We start from the raw sequence: 15,576 nt of genomic DNA on the forward strand, positions 1-15,576 counted from the left end.
ATGGCTCCGCTTATTGAGGCGATCCAACGCCAGGTGTTGACCGAACCCATCACTGCGTTGATCCAGGGCGAACGAGCGCACGATCCGTGGCTGATCGCGCTGGCGTGGCTGACGCGTGACCAGGAGTGTCGCTTCGACAAAGTTTTGGATTGGCGTGCGGCGGATTCCGAGTCTGGGTCGCCGGTGCGATCGATGTCTCAGACGCGGGTGCTTGAAGCTCTCCGGGCGTTGTTGGGGGCCATTGGTGCCGAAGAACTCAAGGCGCGAACACAGATTTCGAAGATTGAAGAGGGTGCCAAAGCAACAGGCACAGAGGTTGATCGATTGCTATGGCAAGTGAGGCGTTCGCGCAGGGAAGCGGCGGAGGCTGTTGGGCTGATTGTCGAAGATTTGCCTGAGGGAAAGCTATGCGTTGACGTGCTTCGGCGTACTGCCACCGAGAGGCTGGCGAAGTTAGCCAAGGTTGATAGCATGGAGATGCAGGGTGATGTTGAGGAACTGCGTGCACAGTATGAAGCTCAGCAGAGCGTTGTTTTAGAACTGGAGAAGAGTGATACAGGCGCGAAAAATACGATTGCAGTGCTGAAGGGATTGTTACCAACGCTAAAGGGCGAATTAAGCGCTGGAGCGATGCTGGTTCGTGATGCCGCTTCACCTGTCTGCCTCGTCTGCGAGGTGTCCATCGACCGTGCTCTCGCAGAGGGATGTGGGTTGTCGCACAAGATGCCAGATCTAGATAGCTTGCGTCGACGTGCTAAGCAGTTGGAAGGTAAAGTCCGGCAGTGCGAACTGGACCTAAAGGCGAACGAGGATGCCCTACGCGAGACTGCTCAAGCATTGCCGGCGGCCCGCGCGCAACAACGAGAGCTGAAAAAGGCACTCGATGCTGCCGAGAGGGCGCAAAACGCACGGTCGGGAGCGTGGCGTGGCGCGCAGATGGGGAGAGAGGGGGCGAAGCGACTCGCGGATCTTTACGAGGAGCTTGACGCGGCGAGAGCCAAATCGGACAAGCAAGCTGAAGTTATAGAGGCCAAGCGCGATCAGTTGGGAACCTATCGCGAGGCGGCACAGCGTGAGACCTTCGACCAGTTGTCTGCACTGTTTGACGCTGTGATCCGTGCACTGATCGCACCTGAGTCGAACGGCCGCGTGCTTCTTGGTGCAGATCGATTGAAGTTGAACGTTGAGCTCGGGGGCGCGCGCTCAACTGCAGCAATCGAATCGCTCAAGGTCATCGCCTTTGATCTGGCAGCCCTGTGTATGAGTATCGAGGGGAAGACATATGTACCGGCCTTCTTTGTCCACGATAGCCCGCGTGAAGCTGATTTGGGGTTGAGTGTGTATCGGCGGCTATTTGAATTGATTGCCGAACTGGAGCAGATCGGTCCCACTCTGTTTCAGTACATCGTGACAACAACGACAAGTCCTCCCCAGCATCTCTCCACCAGGCCTTGGCTTGTGGAGACGCTATTTGGTTCGCCAGCGAATAGACGGTTGCTTGGTGTGGACTTATAGTTGGCAGAAGGATTTGCTCGCGAGACGCGTTTTGGGATGCTGCCATTATTTGTGCGATTCACGGACATCGTTTCACTTCTTCGGACGCCGTTTTCGTTGTGTGTTGGAGCGCGCGGCTCCGTTAGGAGACGCGCGCTCCAACACACGCCGGTGATGTTCGGCGAGGGTCTTGTCGACGCGCCATTCGCGGTGCCGAAGTCGCTCTTTAGTTTCGTCGTAGGCACTTTCCACCTCTCCCGCGACGGGGGTGACTTCGCCTAACTCGGCGATACGATCGACGGGCGTCTTGCCACCAAGTGAGCCGTGCGGGCGCCGCCAGTTGTAGTCGAACTGCCACTCCTCAATTCGTTGGTCGATCGCATCCGCGGTCGGCAGATGATGCGACCAGAATTCGTTGCGGTCGGTGAGTTGTGAACGCTCGACCTTGCCATTGAGGTGTGGCGAGCGTGGCGGGATCGGTCGGAACTTGATGCATTCGCTCATCAAGCGTCGTTGTACCGACTCGGCGAAGAACTCGCCGCCTCGATCGGTCTGGATGCGCTGGATCGGAAACGGCATCTCCTCATTGACGCGATCAAGAAAAAGCAGCGTATTTCGGGCGTTTCTGCGTGGGTAGATTGCCAGTACCCGGAACCTAGAGCAGTCGTCGATCGCCGTGTACTGGTACACCCCTCGAGCGATCTTCATTGTGTCCATCTGGACGCGGTCTCCAGGCACCGGCCGGCTATACCGTTTCGGCTGCGTCGGCCGCCGGGATCGAATCAACGGCTTTGCACCTGCTTCGCTCAAGATCTTGTGAATGGTCGCAAGGGATAGTTCGCATTGCTCGTACAGTCTCAGTTCATTCTGGATCCGCCGTGCGCCTTTGCGCTCGGTACGCAATCGGAGGATCGTTGCCCGATCAGCCTCGGATACCTTTCTGTTCGGGCTGCCGAGTGGGCGACGGCTTTGAGACTGCAAACCTGCTTCGCCAGATTCCTGATAGCGACGTAGCCATTTGCGAAGTGTCGGTCGAGAAATGCCACACCGTGCGCATACGAGGCCGGCATTACCCGTCTCGTGATACATGCGCACCCAACGTAATCGCGCGGCGATCTCTCGATCCATCGCTTCATTTTAGTTGAAACGATGTCTATGAATCACACACATTATTCAATGGCGCGAGTTCGCTCTCTTTTAGGGCAATTCCAGATTAAAGCGAGCCGGAATCAACGATGGCGCGGAACATGCTTCCTTTGCTGTCGAATTTGGCAGTTACGGAATTTCCAAAAGAGTTTCTATCGTGCCGATCATTTCTGAGAGATGGCCAGGTACAAAATTCCGCTTGTTCAACACCGTGCGCAGACGGAATTCTTTGCTTCGCGTTGAAACCCTCTTTCTACTGTTGATGAGCCAAAATGGGTACACATGCTACTTATCCGCAAGAAACTGCTGCTGACTGGCGATTAGTGATGCGCCACAGGCGGTCTTCATGCCATGCAGGGCGACAGCGCGACCTTCAATCGAATACTGGCTCGATCCCTGAATGATCGGGAATATACCTTTACATTTCGGGCAACTGACCATATGGCCAACGCCAGCCGCTGGCTGACCACTGAGATCCATGCCTCCAAAGCCATCGAGCACGACACCACCGTGATCCGTCAAGTCGCCCTTACGAATGATGGGTTGCATTTTGCCAACTCAATACGTCATTCTTTGTCAATTGTTACTCGACTGTCGTCGTGATATTTCGAAAATATCATTTCGCATCGGTAAATTTCGGGTCCTTCACTATCTCATCATCTTCGCTAGAGTAGTAAAGAAATCCGAGCGCCTTTGTTTCCACAAGAATACCTTCTGACATTTTTCCGCCTCCGACCAACTCTTGATCGATAAGCCAGTCGTCATACCCATCTACACATTGGCGTTTGTCGAAATCACACACGACAAGGCCAGCAACGTCCCCCTCGACGATAACATGATCGCCGATGTGGATATCTAGTCCAGATGAAACGTATTTCACGATGCGCCTCCTCCCTATCAAGGTGAGTTGAGAAATGGCTCAATCGGCACCATGCTTGACGTTAATTGCTCCGGCTTAAGCACATATTTTTGCTTCGCCCAGAAGCAAATGCATTTCGGATATGGTGACTGATTGGCCTGAAATATATTGTGATGCGACCCGTACACGCCATGTTGCATTTCATTATCAGGTATCACGTCGAGCGGCCTGTACCCAAATGTGCCAACTGCGATGATCTTCCCCGACACGGTTTTGCATGGATTGCATTTGTTCGGGCAGTCATCTTTTTCCTTGACCTTTTCTTGCGTACTGTCCGTTGACCTCGTCATGTACCAAATGCCCGCTCCGATCATGACCAGCGCCCCGATTCCTGCGCCGATCAGTGTTCCCGGTCCCGGAACGACGCTTCCGATACCGGCCCCCATTGCTATTGTGCCGAGACCATCAGGATCGATCTTGTGTGTCGGAATGCCGTCCGCATAGGCGTAGAAATTTAGCCCTGCACGCAGTCCGATCGGATCCTGATTGATGTATCGACCTATAGCTGGATCGTAGTATCGATGCCGGTTGTAGTACAGCCCGGACTCTCTGTCCCTGAATTGCCCCGGAAACCGAATCGGGTTGTCGATTTCGTCGGCGATCATCGACTTCGTCTGTCCGTAGCCGTCGAAGTCTGCCGCCCACACGACGCGGCGCATCTCGTCGTAGAGTTCTTGCGGAGCGCCAAGGTGATCGGTAATGTAGAAGTGCCTTTTGCCGCGCTCGAGCCGAGCCACAGGCCCGGCATGGTCCGGATGAGCAACATAGGTCACGGACTCATCGTTACGAGGTGTCCGACCTGCACGGACCTCCTGCAGCATCCAGTCGCCGTCCCAGACGAACAGCGTCGTAGACGGCGCTGCGCCGGCGGGTGTGTGAACCTTTGCGATCCGTCGGCCGAGCGCGTCGTACCGGTATTCGGTGCGGCTGCCGTCGGCCTGTTCGATACTGCTCAATTGATGCCCGTTGTCGTAGCGGTAGCGCGTTTCCACGGATTCGGGCGTGGTTGCGGGGGTGACGGCCTCCCTGCGGGCAAGTAACCGGTCGAGCAGCCCCGGATTGTGATCCGACTCGGGAACGTCCTGTATCGGACGCTCTACGCGCCCTGTACGGTTGCCGTGCCCATCGTAGCTGAAATCAAGTTGGGAGCGTGTCAGTCCGGCGACTGTGATGAATCTTTTCAGTCGATCGCCAGGCGCCTCCGGGACGGCGGCCGCATCGGCCATCGACGTAGCTGTGCTGTCGCGTTCCGATCCGTGGTCTAGCCGCGAGAGCAGGTTGCCGGCTGGATCGTACCGATATATTTCACCCGATGGTTGCGGGACGGCTTCGCCGCCCTGCCGGTTCACACCAGTCAACCGCGCGAGCGGATCGTATTCGAAATGACGCTCGCCTCGCCACGTGTCGGCCAGCCGCGTGATCTGCCCGGCCATGTCGTAATCCCATGTGCGCCACGGACGCGGTTCCGCACGTGGCTGCCCCCGTTCATCGAGGTCCTGCAAGCGCTGAGTTTGAAGGAGCCCGGCGTCGTTGTACGCGAACAGCTGTGCGATAGGGCCTTGAGCCGCATGAATCGTCCGATGCAACGCATCGCGCTCGAAACTCGCCAGCGGTTCGCCGTCGAGCAGTAGTCCGTGGATATGACCACTGCCGTAACGTTGCCACGTCAGCAAGCCGACGCCGGGCAACTGCATCCCGCTGCGGTTGTTGGCTGCATCGAACGTGTGCTGGAGTCGCCAAACTCGCCCGTGGTGCGATTGAACCTCGGCCGTGCGTCGTCCGGCAGCATCGTATTCGTACGTGATCTGCGATGGTTCGCTGTCTTTCGGTTCGTGGCGGATCTGCGTCAGCAGGCCACGAGCGTCGTAGCCGAATGTGGTGTGTGTGCCATCCCCGAGTCGTCGCTCGATCGGCCGTCCCAGACTGTCGTACAGCAGCGTCGTGCGCAATTGGCCGTCATTGCCGTGATTGATTTGCGCGATCTGTTCGCCAACGGCGTTGTATTCGACTTGCTGGCGTCGGCCATCGAATCCCGTTTGGGCAATCATGCGACCCTGTGCGTCATACTCGAACGTGCAGCGCTCGCCCTTGGCATTGGTCAGCGCCACGACCCGCCCGAGCGCGTCGTAGCCGTAATCGGTGGTGGTGCCATCCGGCGCTTCAACCCGGACGATCTGGCCGTAGGCGTCCCGTGTCACCTGCGTCGTGCGCCCAAGCGGATCGGTATAGGCAATCGCCTGTCCTGCCCGATCGTATGTCGTTTTCCAGACGCCGAGCCCAGCCGGGGCGATCGCCGTCGGCAGTCCCGCAGCATTACCGTAAAATTTGCTCGTCTGCCCGAGTGCGTTCGTCTGGTGGGTTTGCCGCCCGCGCTCGTCGTAACCGTACTGCGTCGTGAAGCCCGAGCAGTCGGTGCGTGCGATCATCTGACCGGCGTCGTTGAATTGTGTTTTCGTCACGTTACCGAGCGCGTCGGTGTGCGCAACAGCCAAGCCATTCTCAAACGTGGTACTAGATGTGTTGCCGAGCGGGTCGATCTCCTTGACCAGATGGCCGTCGGTGTCGTATTCGCGCTGCCAGATATGCCCGGCGGGATCGGTAATTCGCGTAGGCAAGTTCTGGTCGTTGTATTCAATGCGCGTCAGCTGACCTGCGGCGTCACGGATCGCGATCGGATTCCCGGTTGCGTCGCTGATTGATTGCGTCTTGCGGCCGAGCGCGTCGATGCGCGCCGCGACATTACCCGTCTCATCGAACTCGGTCTGGTCCGCGCTGCCGTCCGAATGAACGATCTGGTCGACTGCCCATAGGCCGTTGTAGCGGTATGTCGTCGTGTTCCCGAGTGCATCCGTCACCTGCGTTATCCGGGCGGTCGGCTGGTACGAGAAGCGTGCCTCGCGCGTCACGACTGGCTGGCCGTCGGCGTCGAGTGTGTATGCGTAGGTTCTGATGCAGCGCGCTTGTGGCGTCTCGCCGTCCCACTCGGCGACGAACGTTGCGCCGGCCGGCGTCTCGTAGCGCGTCAGCAGGTGCGTGTGATACGCGTATGTCCAGGTTAGATTGCCGCTGTCGATCGCCTGAACGAGATCGCCGTGATCGTCGTATCGATACGCGGCAAGTTTCTGCGTCGAAGTGCCATGCTCGTCGAGCAGATGGACCTCGATGATGCGGCCTTCACTGTCATGCTGGCACGAGACTGTATGGCAGTTGTTCTGGATCTGATGCAGGTTGCCGCTGGGCGTATACCTAAACGACAGCGATTGCTTGTCGCGGGTCTCGTAGCGCTCCAACAGCCAATGATCGGATTCGCTCGGATGCGGGCTATACGTCTCGACGATGCCATTCGGAAAGCGTATCGCGTACCTCGTGAGCCCATCGATATCGTCAAGCCGCTGAAGCGTGTATTTCTCGATCGGATGAAAGTGTTCCTGACCCGAATCGAGCAACGGAAATTGCAGCTGTCGGCCGTCGAAGTCGATATAGACAAGCTTCGGTATATCAGCGATCGTCACACGACGTACTTCGGTCGCGTACTGAAGCTTCCATGCCACGCCGAAACTGCCGGGTCGCTGATCGGCACTGCGATAACGCCGGTTCCAGCGGATCGGCACTCTTCCTGGCAATGTGAAATCGTCGTGCGTGAGCAACTTCTGGCCAGTTGCAACGTCCACTGGATGTGCGCTAGTAGTCTTCTTAGCGCATTCCGCGCAATCGGCCTCCGTGACGGGCGCGAGACCTTTTGCACTGCCGCCGCTCTGCGTGACCGGTCCCTCGAGATAGATTCCCTTGCCCTTTAGGTGAATACCGGCCGCGTCGATCGTGATCGTGCCGCCCGGACCGATCAGTTGCGCTGTCTTCGCGCCTGAGAGGCTTGCCTGGCCCGAGTCGGTGATTCGGATCTGATTGCTATTCGCACTCTGGACCGGATCGGGGATTTGTGGGCTGAAGCTGGGGGAAATGTCGAGCGGCGTTTCCTGGTCTTTCTTGACCGCATCGCCGACGGCCTTGCCTCGTACCGTTACCTCATAGGTATGTCCCACGTGCGCGGTCCAGTCTTGTACCACGCGATCAACGCGATCCATGCCGACCGTGCTGGCCATCTGCAGTACAACATTGCGTAGATACAGGCCGCCGACATTGACGTTGTAGGCCAGACCGACGTTGAGCATTTTGCCAAGTCCGACCGATTGCACGGAGGCCAGACCGACGGTCTCAAACTTGACGCCACCAGTCGATAAGGTCCAGTTCTGGCCAATGCTGGCCTTCTCGTCGTTACCAACCGATTTTTCGCGATCGTTGCCGACCGAGTGCGATTCATCGTTCTCGACTTCGATGCGCTGATCTTTCTCCGCATGCAACCAGACTTCTTCTTGCCCCTTTCGGTCTTCGAAGCGCAGTGCGTTCGCGGTTCCGTTGTCGCCGCCTGTCGTTGAGCGTGTCAGGATGCCGCTCTGGGTCGCGTTGTCCGGCAGCGCCCACGGTGGCATGTTCGCCGCGTTGTAGACAGATGCAATAATTAGGGGGCGATCAGGGTTGCCGTCGGTGAAGGTCACGACGACCTCGTCCCCAATGCGAGGAAGCTGGATCATCCCGAATCCGCTACTGGCCCAGGGTTGAGCGACGCGAACCCAACACGAACTCGCCTGATCCTGCTTGCCGAGCCGATCCCAAGGCAGCTGGATCTTCACGCGACCAAGCCTGTCGGTGTAAATTTCCTCGCCTTTCGGCCCGACCACCACTGCTGTCTGCACGCCATGGATCATGGGTCGCGGACTCGTCAGCAGCGGCCGATACGGAATCTTCTTGCGGATGCAGCGGAATTCGGCCGTATAGATCGCGCTGCCCGGCGCGGTTAGGATTTGCGACTCCGGCTTTGCCTGATAGTTGTTCGTTCCGTGGTGCCGGATCGACGTCAATAGAAATTGCCGGTCCTCGGGCTTCGCCTGCTCGTGATCGTAGTGCGCGTCGAGCTCGAAGTACCGCTCAAGCTCGAGCCTGCGATAGTGACTCTTGCCGACGAAGATCTTGCTGTGGGCAGCCAGCGCCTCGGTCCGGAATCGGGCGAGTTGTTCGCCTCGATCGGAATCGGGAAAACCGTGGGCGCCGAGATAGTCGTAGAGCTCATAGTTGTCGACTTCACCCTGATCGACAGCCGTGTCGCGTTCGACGTAGCGCCGCGCACCAGGCGCTTTATAGTCTCCGGTCTTGAGCGCGACGCTGCCCGACGTGAATTTGCGACGCGATACGAATGATGTAACGACCGGGTTGCTTTCTAGGATCTCGTCGGTCGAATAGCGCAGCACCGGACTGTACCCGGCAATCGGACCGGCGTTGATCGACGAGTCCGTGATGATTAATGTATGGCCGTCCTTCTTGTGTTCGAAATAGAAGAACAGCCCTTCTTCCTGCATCAGGCGCAGCGCGAAAGCGAGATCAGTCTCCTTGTACTGGGTGCAGTAGCTGCGATTAACCGTTGGCGCGGACAAACGAAACACGACGTCACCGAATCTCCGGTATCGATGCATCACGTCGTTGAGGATCTCGCCGACCGTCTGTTCCTGAAAAATCCGGATATCCTGACGGCGATCCATGAAGGCGAGCCATGGCCTGGCAACGGCCTCGTAGGTTGCCAGACCGCCATCGGTGCCTGTGTGTATAAAATCGGTGACGTAGCCGTGGAAATAGCGCACGTCCGTGCTGGCAAGCGCGTCGGTCAGCTGCAGGGTGACCGTCACCGGCTTGCCGATCAATTGCTTGAGCTCGATGTTCGGGTCTTGGGACGCGAGCATGAACTTCATTTCAAACAGTTCGCCCAACCCCTCTTCGCAGACGAACTCGGTCAGCACGAGCGCTGAGCGACCGGACAGCGGCGTGTCGATCGTGAACAGCCGATTGTTTTGCAGCGCAAAGAATTGCTTTGCGATCTCTTGAAGGGAAATCGGCGACATAGGCGATGACGTCCTGTCGTTGTTGGTTCTTCTATCGGACCGGGAGGCAGCCTCCTCCCATATATCGGTCCCTCTCTCATCAGGCACACTGCCCAATCGTGTGATCGTAGCAAAGTCGTTTTCGCTAAGCACGAATTTTTGGCTATTGTTTCTTATCGATGCCGAACTGGAGGGATGTGCGCCATATTGTTGGCGAAATTGTGGATTAACGTGTCGCTGCGGCTCGCGATGCCATCGTCCGATGCGCAATAATCAGTTGCGCCGCGGCAGTGCCTGCTCACGTACCTCGAGCAAAATCGAACGGCGAACGTTATTGGGGCATCTTCAGATATGTTCATGACTGCGCCTATTGAGGTGATTTTTAACCGGCATTCAACATAAAGAATTAAGTTGACGCGCCAGAATATAGGGGAAATTCTTCTGCCGACATCGCTGCGTTGCATCACAGGAATCGTCTGCTACAACCCGAAATCAGTGAGGGCGTTGTGTACCGATACCGCGTCCATCAATATGTCGGTCGGTGCCTGATCGATGTCCTATATTTCATCACCGACGCAGCTCCGACTCACGAGAGATGCTCCTTTGATGACGGAAAGTTTCATCAATGAAATGGACTCCTTAGAGAGTGAGCCATTGGGTTGACCCGACCAAATTTGGAGGCTAGTCTTCGGGTTTTAACTAATCGAACTCCCCAAGCCTATGGCAACTTACCTTGAACTGAAAGCACAGGCGGATGCGTTGGCCAAACAGGCAGAGGCTGCACGTCTCGCGGAACTTGAAACGATTGTTGAGGCGATTCGGGAACAAGTGGCGGAATACGGTATTACGCCTGAGCAGATCTTCGGGCGAAAGCGTGGGAGCGTCGCTGGCAAGCGTGCGCCTGCGGCTCCGAAGTATCAGGATCCGAAGACCGGTGCTACGTGGAGCGGCCGCGGCAAGCCGCCTCAATGGATCGCCAAGGCGAAGAACCGCGATCGATTTCTGATTGTTGCCGCTGACGTCGAATGAGGCGGTAGTTTTTTTCGATCCTCATCGTCGATCGATCGGTCGACGATGCTGCGTTCAACATAGCGTGAGAGTGCACGCCAGAACAACGTGCACTTGTCTCTGGACTATCTTCAGTGATGCCACCGCAAATGTTGTAACGGTCTTGAATCGCCTCCGGTGTCCAAAACAGGCTGATTACTTCGTCGTGTCAATCCGGCGACGCAATGCTGTTCGACGAGCTGCGAACTTGGCATCGACCTCGACTGCCGGTACCAAATTGCCAGTATTGGCTGAAGCTCGCGACCGCTCGATCTTGGCGTGCAGCCAAGCGTCGTACTCCGTCGCATTCTCTTGCCGCATTGCGTAGTTCCGCATGAAGTCGCGCAAGAGTTGTGCGCCCGTTCGACCATGAGCCTTGGCCGCAGCCGAGAACGCAGTTTTCAGGGAGGCATCGACCCGAAACGTGTAGGTTGATTTGCTCATAGCGACGCCTTTTTTTTGTGTTGAAAGGGAAGTGAATGTAGCTGATCATGATGCTTCGCTCGAATCGCAATGTTGCGGCGGATGAGCGGCAGAAAAATAGTCAACCTTTACACGATTTGCTGCTTCGCGTACGACCGGGTTGGCGAGTGATAAGCTGACTTCCCGCAAACGCCTTTCGATGTGACGTCGAGTAACATGTGCCTGTGTTGAATACAGTGTCCGGACGAGCTGCGTTGCAAGTTCGGCGTCGTGTTTTTCCTTCGCCACGCGTTGAGCGAGAACCCACTGTCGGTGGAGTTGTGAGATCTGTCGACACTCGCTCTCGAACCAGTATCGAAGATACGTGTACTTGTAACCCAATTTCTCCGCGACGTCTTTCATCGGGTGCTCGGAGTACCCTTTGGCAATGATGGTTCGGAGCTCCTCAGTCAAAGCGTTGCGCTGCCGAACTGATAGATCTAAGGCGCGGCGTGTAGGTTTCCGGAATTGCCGTTGCGGAGGTGCTGCAAACGATTCGTCGAGTCCGTCCCGCAGCAACGCAACGGGCGTAGTGCGTAACCCTTGTGTCATTAGAAGAAAGGCCGGCAGTGACGGTTTCACATCTCGATAACGCCATTGGCTAATGACTCTCTTTGTGAATCCAAGGGCTCTCTCGATGTTCGCGACGGTGCCGTCGAAGTGATGGTCGGCCATCTCGGCAATGCGAGTCTGCAGATGTTGTGCCGTGAGCAGCTCGCTGATTTCCGGGCCTCGGAGAATCATCTCGCCGATGGCATCGATGTTATACCGCTGCTGTGGGCTGAGGCGGCTAGCTTTGGCGATTCCCCGAAGCTCCTTATGGTTTGCCGCTAGCCAGCTGCCGCACCGAGAACAAAAATCAACATGGGCGTGGCGTGGCACAAACGGCTGCACCCGTCGGCAGGTTGGGCATTCATACTGCAGTGCCATGCTATGGACTGGGCAAACCAGAATCGGGGCGGCTTGCCAGATCAACGGAAAATAGGGTTCGTGTCCCGCGTTGCGCCATTCGAGGAAGCACAGTGGGCACCATCTCGGATGCGTAGACAGTAACCCCAGTGCTCTCGGGTCGAGTAGGCCGGACCACAGCATGAAGGAGCATTCGCTAAGCTGTCGCTGGCTCGTCAAGTTTTCTAGTTTTCGGGTGAGCTCCGCTGCGTACTTTCCCACTCCGTTCATTGTCTTCAGATGAGATTCGGTGAAGCTTGAACTATGCTTGGTATGCCGAATTTTCGTACCCGGGACGATCTCGCGCTTCATAAGGACAAGCGGACTGACAGTATGAGCCTGAGCTAGGCGGATCAACACGCTATGCAAGGCTTCTCGCATGATCGAAGTCTTACCCAGCGGAGCAATCCGATATAGGCGACTTCGTTCCGGCATTTGCCAATTCGATGCTTGCCAAAGGTCGTCATCAGAGATCATTTGATTCACCTCCAATGGGATCTCGACCGGGCTTCCTTGTTCCCGGTCGGCGCTTCTTAACAGGACGACGTGACTCCGAGGAGGTGCTCGGTTTGCGAGATGAAGTTGTGGGGATGTAGTCGAAGCCAAGCTCCCGGGCAAGATCGTCTTCCTTGATGTCCTTGAGAAGAGCCTCTCCAGCTACTGCCTCCTTCAACATTGTCATCAGCTTGTAGTTAGAGAAGGCGGTTGCCTCGAGCAGCGTTCCATCCACCGGGAGATTGTGATGCAGGGATCGCTCCAGTGCTCTCTGCAACCATGTTTTAAGGATGCCTACACATCCAACCGAACGCATAAGGAAATAATCAGCGTGATTCACCAAGCTCTGGTCCCATTCGACTGGGAGTGCGTGAAGCATCGTGTGTATGGCGTCGCGGAATGAGTTGCCGTATGAGTTGCCGCTTAGCAGATCCTCAGCCGTGTATCGTCTGAAATGAACAACATCTGAGCGCCTGAGCAGTTGTGAATCGAAGTTTTCCGGTTTTATGAGCTCATAGGTGGCGGCTAGAATCATCGGGATTTCGATGTCGTTCTTGAGAGACTTGACTAGCTTCAACTGGAGCGAGAGCTGCGACCGGGAGCGGACAATGAACAGATGACTCCCTTCGTCGAACGCGATGATTTTGGTCCCTCGGTGGATGACGCAGCTTCTTAGGGCGCGCCTCAGTTCTTCCGCAACCAGTGAAGGAAGATTGCCGATGACCTCCCCGTCGAGCTCGACCAGCATTCGTTGAATGACTTTTCGTCGAATAAGGGGCTCGTTGAATCGCTCAAGCGTTCGGATAAACGCATCCTTCCAGTTGAAATCTCCACGGATTGGGGCTGGAAGGCGAACCAATATGGCTGGCACAAACGATGGATCCGATTCCAGCTCGGTTGCATACGACATGTTGATACGCTTGATGAACTCCTCGACCGCGACCGACTTGCCGACACCCGACGGACCCACAAGGGCCATGAACGAATCGGCGCGGGACGGGTTGCCAACATCGCCGAGTGAATCGAGTGCTTCCTTGAGCCGAAGATGCATTACGCGTCTTGACTGGAATTTCAGCAAGGCGGCGTACTGTGGAGAGTCTTCTGGGAAAGTAAACATCAGAATTCCTCCAGGATCTTGGGCTGGTAGGGGATGTATTCACCGGTGTCAAGCTCAACCACGTTGTCTGGCGATGTGGGTTCCAATAGAACGTCCTTCGTTACCGTGGGCACGGAGGACTCCATTTCGAGTTGATGAAGCCGTTGAAGCGCCAGAGCTTCCTCAGCTTCTGCGGTAGTAAGGAAATCGGCCAAGCGCTGAGCGTTGACAGATTCTTGGGTCCCGGCGAGGCGAAATTTTTCGCGTAACCGTTCGCTGGCCAGTTGGACTTCGCGCTGTGAGCGCCCTCGGAACACGACGTAGTGTTCGGAGCGACATTCGTGCCACTTGTTGTCGATGTACGCGTATGCGATGCCCATGTTGAACGGATCGAATCTAACGGGTACTCGTTCGCCGATCGCCGAGAGAATGCGCAGGGCCGGCGACGAGTAGTAGCAGTAGTTGACTTTGATGCCGCGAACGGTCACTTTGGCGGTCCCCTTGGCTGTCGACGGCATGGTCATCAACAGGAACGCCTCGTTGAATACAATTCGAACGTGCTGTCGACGCCCTGTTAGCGCGATGCCTGCGTTGTAGGCTTCGAGCGGGCTACACCCGAGCGCAGTGTGATGATTTTGGTCGTACACCGTGTTGAGGTATCGCTCGAACTCTCGACTGAATGTTTCGTAAGTCCAGATCGCCAGGCGCGACGGAGATGTTTCCTTGGTAACTTTTCTATATTGGCTTTCTGCCTGTGTGTTACCAAGCAGGTTGTGAATGAACGCCTCTTGAGTTGTGCCGAATAATGATTCGATCACCGACCCATCGTGGGGACGGGCGGTTTTTCTCCGCTTCTTGTGGCACTTGAGTGCAGCGACGAGTGTTTCGAAGTAAATCGAATCAAACTCAGGTCCTCTGTCAACGACGATGAACTGAGAAATCCTACAGTGTCGCCGTACGCACTCTCGTATAACCATCATGCAAGAGCGATAGGACGGTGGGTCGAAGGTGAGGTAGTACGCGAGTATCCGTCTCGTGAATGTGCACACCATCAATGTCAGCCAGATTGTCTTCAGAACGCGTCCGTCATGTCGTGCCCGAAATCGTATCGGCAATGGAGTGTGGTCGATGTGTGCGATGTGGAAGGGGTGCGTTCCGTGCGGGGGCGTTGTCGGTTCAATCCACCAATATGGAGTGATGGGGTCCAGTTCATAGGCCACGCGGGAGCCGAATCGTTTGGCTACGTCTTTTGGCGTTTTGAGTTTTCTGATTTCTCGTGCGAACGTTTTGCGACTCGGAGCTCGAAATCCCTGCTTCTCGCACCGGTCTACGACCAAGCCATACATTGCAGTCATCGTTTTGCGTTGCGGCTTCGTCCACTTCTCTTGGTATACGTTCTGCATGACGTCGATGACTGGCTGCGCGATTTTTCGACAGCGGTTGCCCTGGCATTGCTCGACGTTAGGAACTAGGCCAATGAATCCGTACCCGTAATGGAGTTCTGCTTCTCGATACGCTGCGAGCCAGTATCTCTGTGTGCGGCGCGTGCGATGAGACAGTGTGGTGGCAGCATCACGCTCGAATAGGACACGATATCGTTCGACAGCGATTTCTAGCTTTTGAACACTGACGCGTTCGAGGATTGTTAACGCGTCTCGCCGATCGGCAAGGGGTTTGTCGACCGCGGGGATGATCTTTCCCTGCTGAGCAAGTTCGTCGAGGACGGCAGGAGTAAGCTCAATGAAGTTTGAGTGGCCGCCTGGCGTCTCATCGATACTGCGACATGCTATCGACGAATCCCCGAGGTTCAGGACTTCCCAAAGCCGCCCGTCCCACTGGAAGCGAGCGCCGGGGCTGATCGAGAGCGAGACCGATTGACGGGGCGATGTAGTTTCGGATTTGGCGAATGAGCGGTACGCGACGGCTGCATATCGGTCCCTGAAAACCAACGCTTCGTGCGGATTCGTTAGGCGATCACTGAACAAATCGAACACAACCCGCCCAGATGAAATCTCGGAGTACAACGTGTCGGCAATATCAGG

At 56.3% G+C, this 15,576-nt stretch carries 10 protein-coding genes and 1 pseudogene; 2 read left to right on the plus strand and 9 right to left on the minus strand.

What is annotated here, in order from left to right:
- A partial coding sequence (locus JYJ84_RS13060; protein ID WP_205189211.1) for a chromosome segregation protein SMC occupies positions 1-1,515 on the plus strand: 1,515 nt, incomplete at its 5' end.
- Between the two features lie 72 nt (positions 1,516-1,587).
- Here JYJ84_RS13060 and JYJ84_RS13065 read toward each other — a convergent pair.
- From JYJ84_RS13065 to tssI, 4 genes are all read right to left on the minus strand, one after another.
- Complete coding sequence (locus tag JYJ84_RS13065; protein ID WP_175223523.1) at positions 1,588-2,622, minus strand: IS481 family transposase; 1,035 nt, start codon at positions 2,620-2,622, stop codon at positions 1,588-1,590.
- A 303-nt stretch (positions 2,623-2,925) separates the two neighbouring features.
- Positions 2,926-3,189 (minus strand): PAAR domain-containing protein, encoded by a 264-nt coding sequence (locus tag JYJ84_RS13070; protein WP_085503416.1) that lies wholly within the window; start codon positions 3,187-3,189, stop codon positions 2,926-2,928.
- 67 nt (positions 3,190-3,256) lie between these two features.
- Entirely contained in the window at positions 3,257-3,520 is a 264-nt protein-coding gene (locus tag JYJ84_RS13075; RefSeq protein WP_124580319.1) for a hypothetical protein, read from the minus strand.
- 17 nt (positions 3,521-3,537) lie between these two features.
- Entirely contained in the window at positions 3,538-9,507 is a 5,970-nt protein-coding gene (gene tssI / locus JYJ84_RS38355) for a type VI secretion system tip protein TssI/VgrG (RefSeq protein WP_175223522.1), read from the minus strand.
- A gap of 699 nt (positions 9,508-10,206) precedes the next feature.
- On the opposite strand from tssI, the gene JYJ84_RS13085 reads away from it, so the two are divergent.
- Entirely contained in the window at positions 10,207-10,515 is a 309-nt protein-coding gene (locus JYJ84_RS13085) for an H-NS family nucleoid-associated regulatory protein (RefSeq protein ID WP_175223521.1), read from the plus strand.
- Positions 10,516-10,689: 174 nt separating this feature from the next.
- On the opposite strand, the gene JYJ84_RS13090 is transcribed toward JYJ84_RS13085, so the two are convergent.
- From JYJ84_RS13090 to JYJ84_RS13105, 5 genes and pseudogenes are all read right to left on the minus strand, one after another.
- Positions 10,690-10,977, minus strand: a complete 288-nt coding sequence (locus JYJ84_RS13090; protein ID WP_175223520.1) for a CopG family ribbon-helix-helix protein — start codon at positions 10,975-10,977, stop codon at positions 10,690-10,692.
- 45 nt (positions 10,978-11,022) lie between these two features.
- Positions 11,023-11,925, minus strand: coding sequence for a hypothetical protein (locus tag JYJ84_RS37785; RefSeq protein WP_236027716.1), 903 nt, complete (start codon positions 11,923-11,925; stop codon positions 11,023-11,025).
- Between the two features lie 3 nt (positions 11,926-11,928).
- A pseudogene (locus JYJ84_RS38520) lies at positions 11,929-12,420 on the minus strand (TniQ family protein); the annotation flags it as partial.
- Positions 12,410-13,555, minus strand: a complete 1,146-nt coding sequence (locus JYJ84_RS13100) for a TniB family NTP-binding protein (protein WP_175223518.1) — start codon at positions 13,553-13,555, stop codon at positions 12,410-12,412. The gene JYJ84_RS13100 and the pseudogene JYJ84_RS38520, both read right to left, overlap by 11 nt.
- Positions 13,555-15,576: Mu transposase C-terminal domain-containing protein (locus JYJ84_RS13105; protein WP_205189212.1), on the minus strand; the 2,022-nt coding region annotated here is incomplete at its 5' end. The genes JYJ84_RS13100 and JYJ84_RS13105, both read right to left, overlap by 1 nt.

Source organism: Burkholderia sp. LMG 13014 (assembly GCF_905232215.1).
In the GTDB taxonomy this organism is placed as follows: domain Bacteria; phylum Pseudomonadota; class Gammaproteobacteria; order Burkholderiales; family Burkholderiaceae; genus Burkholderia.

Bases quoted from the DNA above. Each gene is read 5' to 3' on its own strand.
- JYJ84_RS37785 (WP_236027716.1), bottom strand. From the start codon at position 11,925: ATGGCACTGCAGTATGAATGCCCAACCTGCCGACGGGTGCAGCCGTTT.
- tssI (WP_175223522.1), bottom strand. From the start codon at position 9,507: ATGTCGCCGATTTCCCTTCAAGAGATCGCAAAGCAATTCTTTGCGCTG.
- JYJ84_RS13085 (WP_175223521.1), top strand. From the start codon at position 10,207: ATGGCAACTTACCTTGAACTGAAAGCACAGGCGGATGCGTTGGCCAAA.
- JYJ84_RS13090 (WP_175223520.1), bottom strand. From the start codon at position 10,977: ATGAGCAAATCAACCTACACGTTTCGGGTCGATGCCTCCCTGAAAACT.
- JYJ84_RS13065 (WP_175223523.1), bottom strand. From the start codon at position 2,622: ATGGATCGAGAGATCGCCGCGCGATTACGTTGGGTGCGCATGTATCAC.
- JYJ84_RS13100 (WP_175223518.1), bottom strand. From the start codon at position 13,555: ATGTTTACTTTCCCAGAAGACTCTCCACAGTACGCCGCCTTGCTGAAA.
- JYJ84_RS13070 (WP_085503416.1), bottom strand. From the start codon at position 3,189: ATGCAACCCATCATTCGTAAGGGCGACTTGACGGATCACGGTGGTGTC.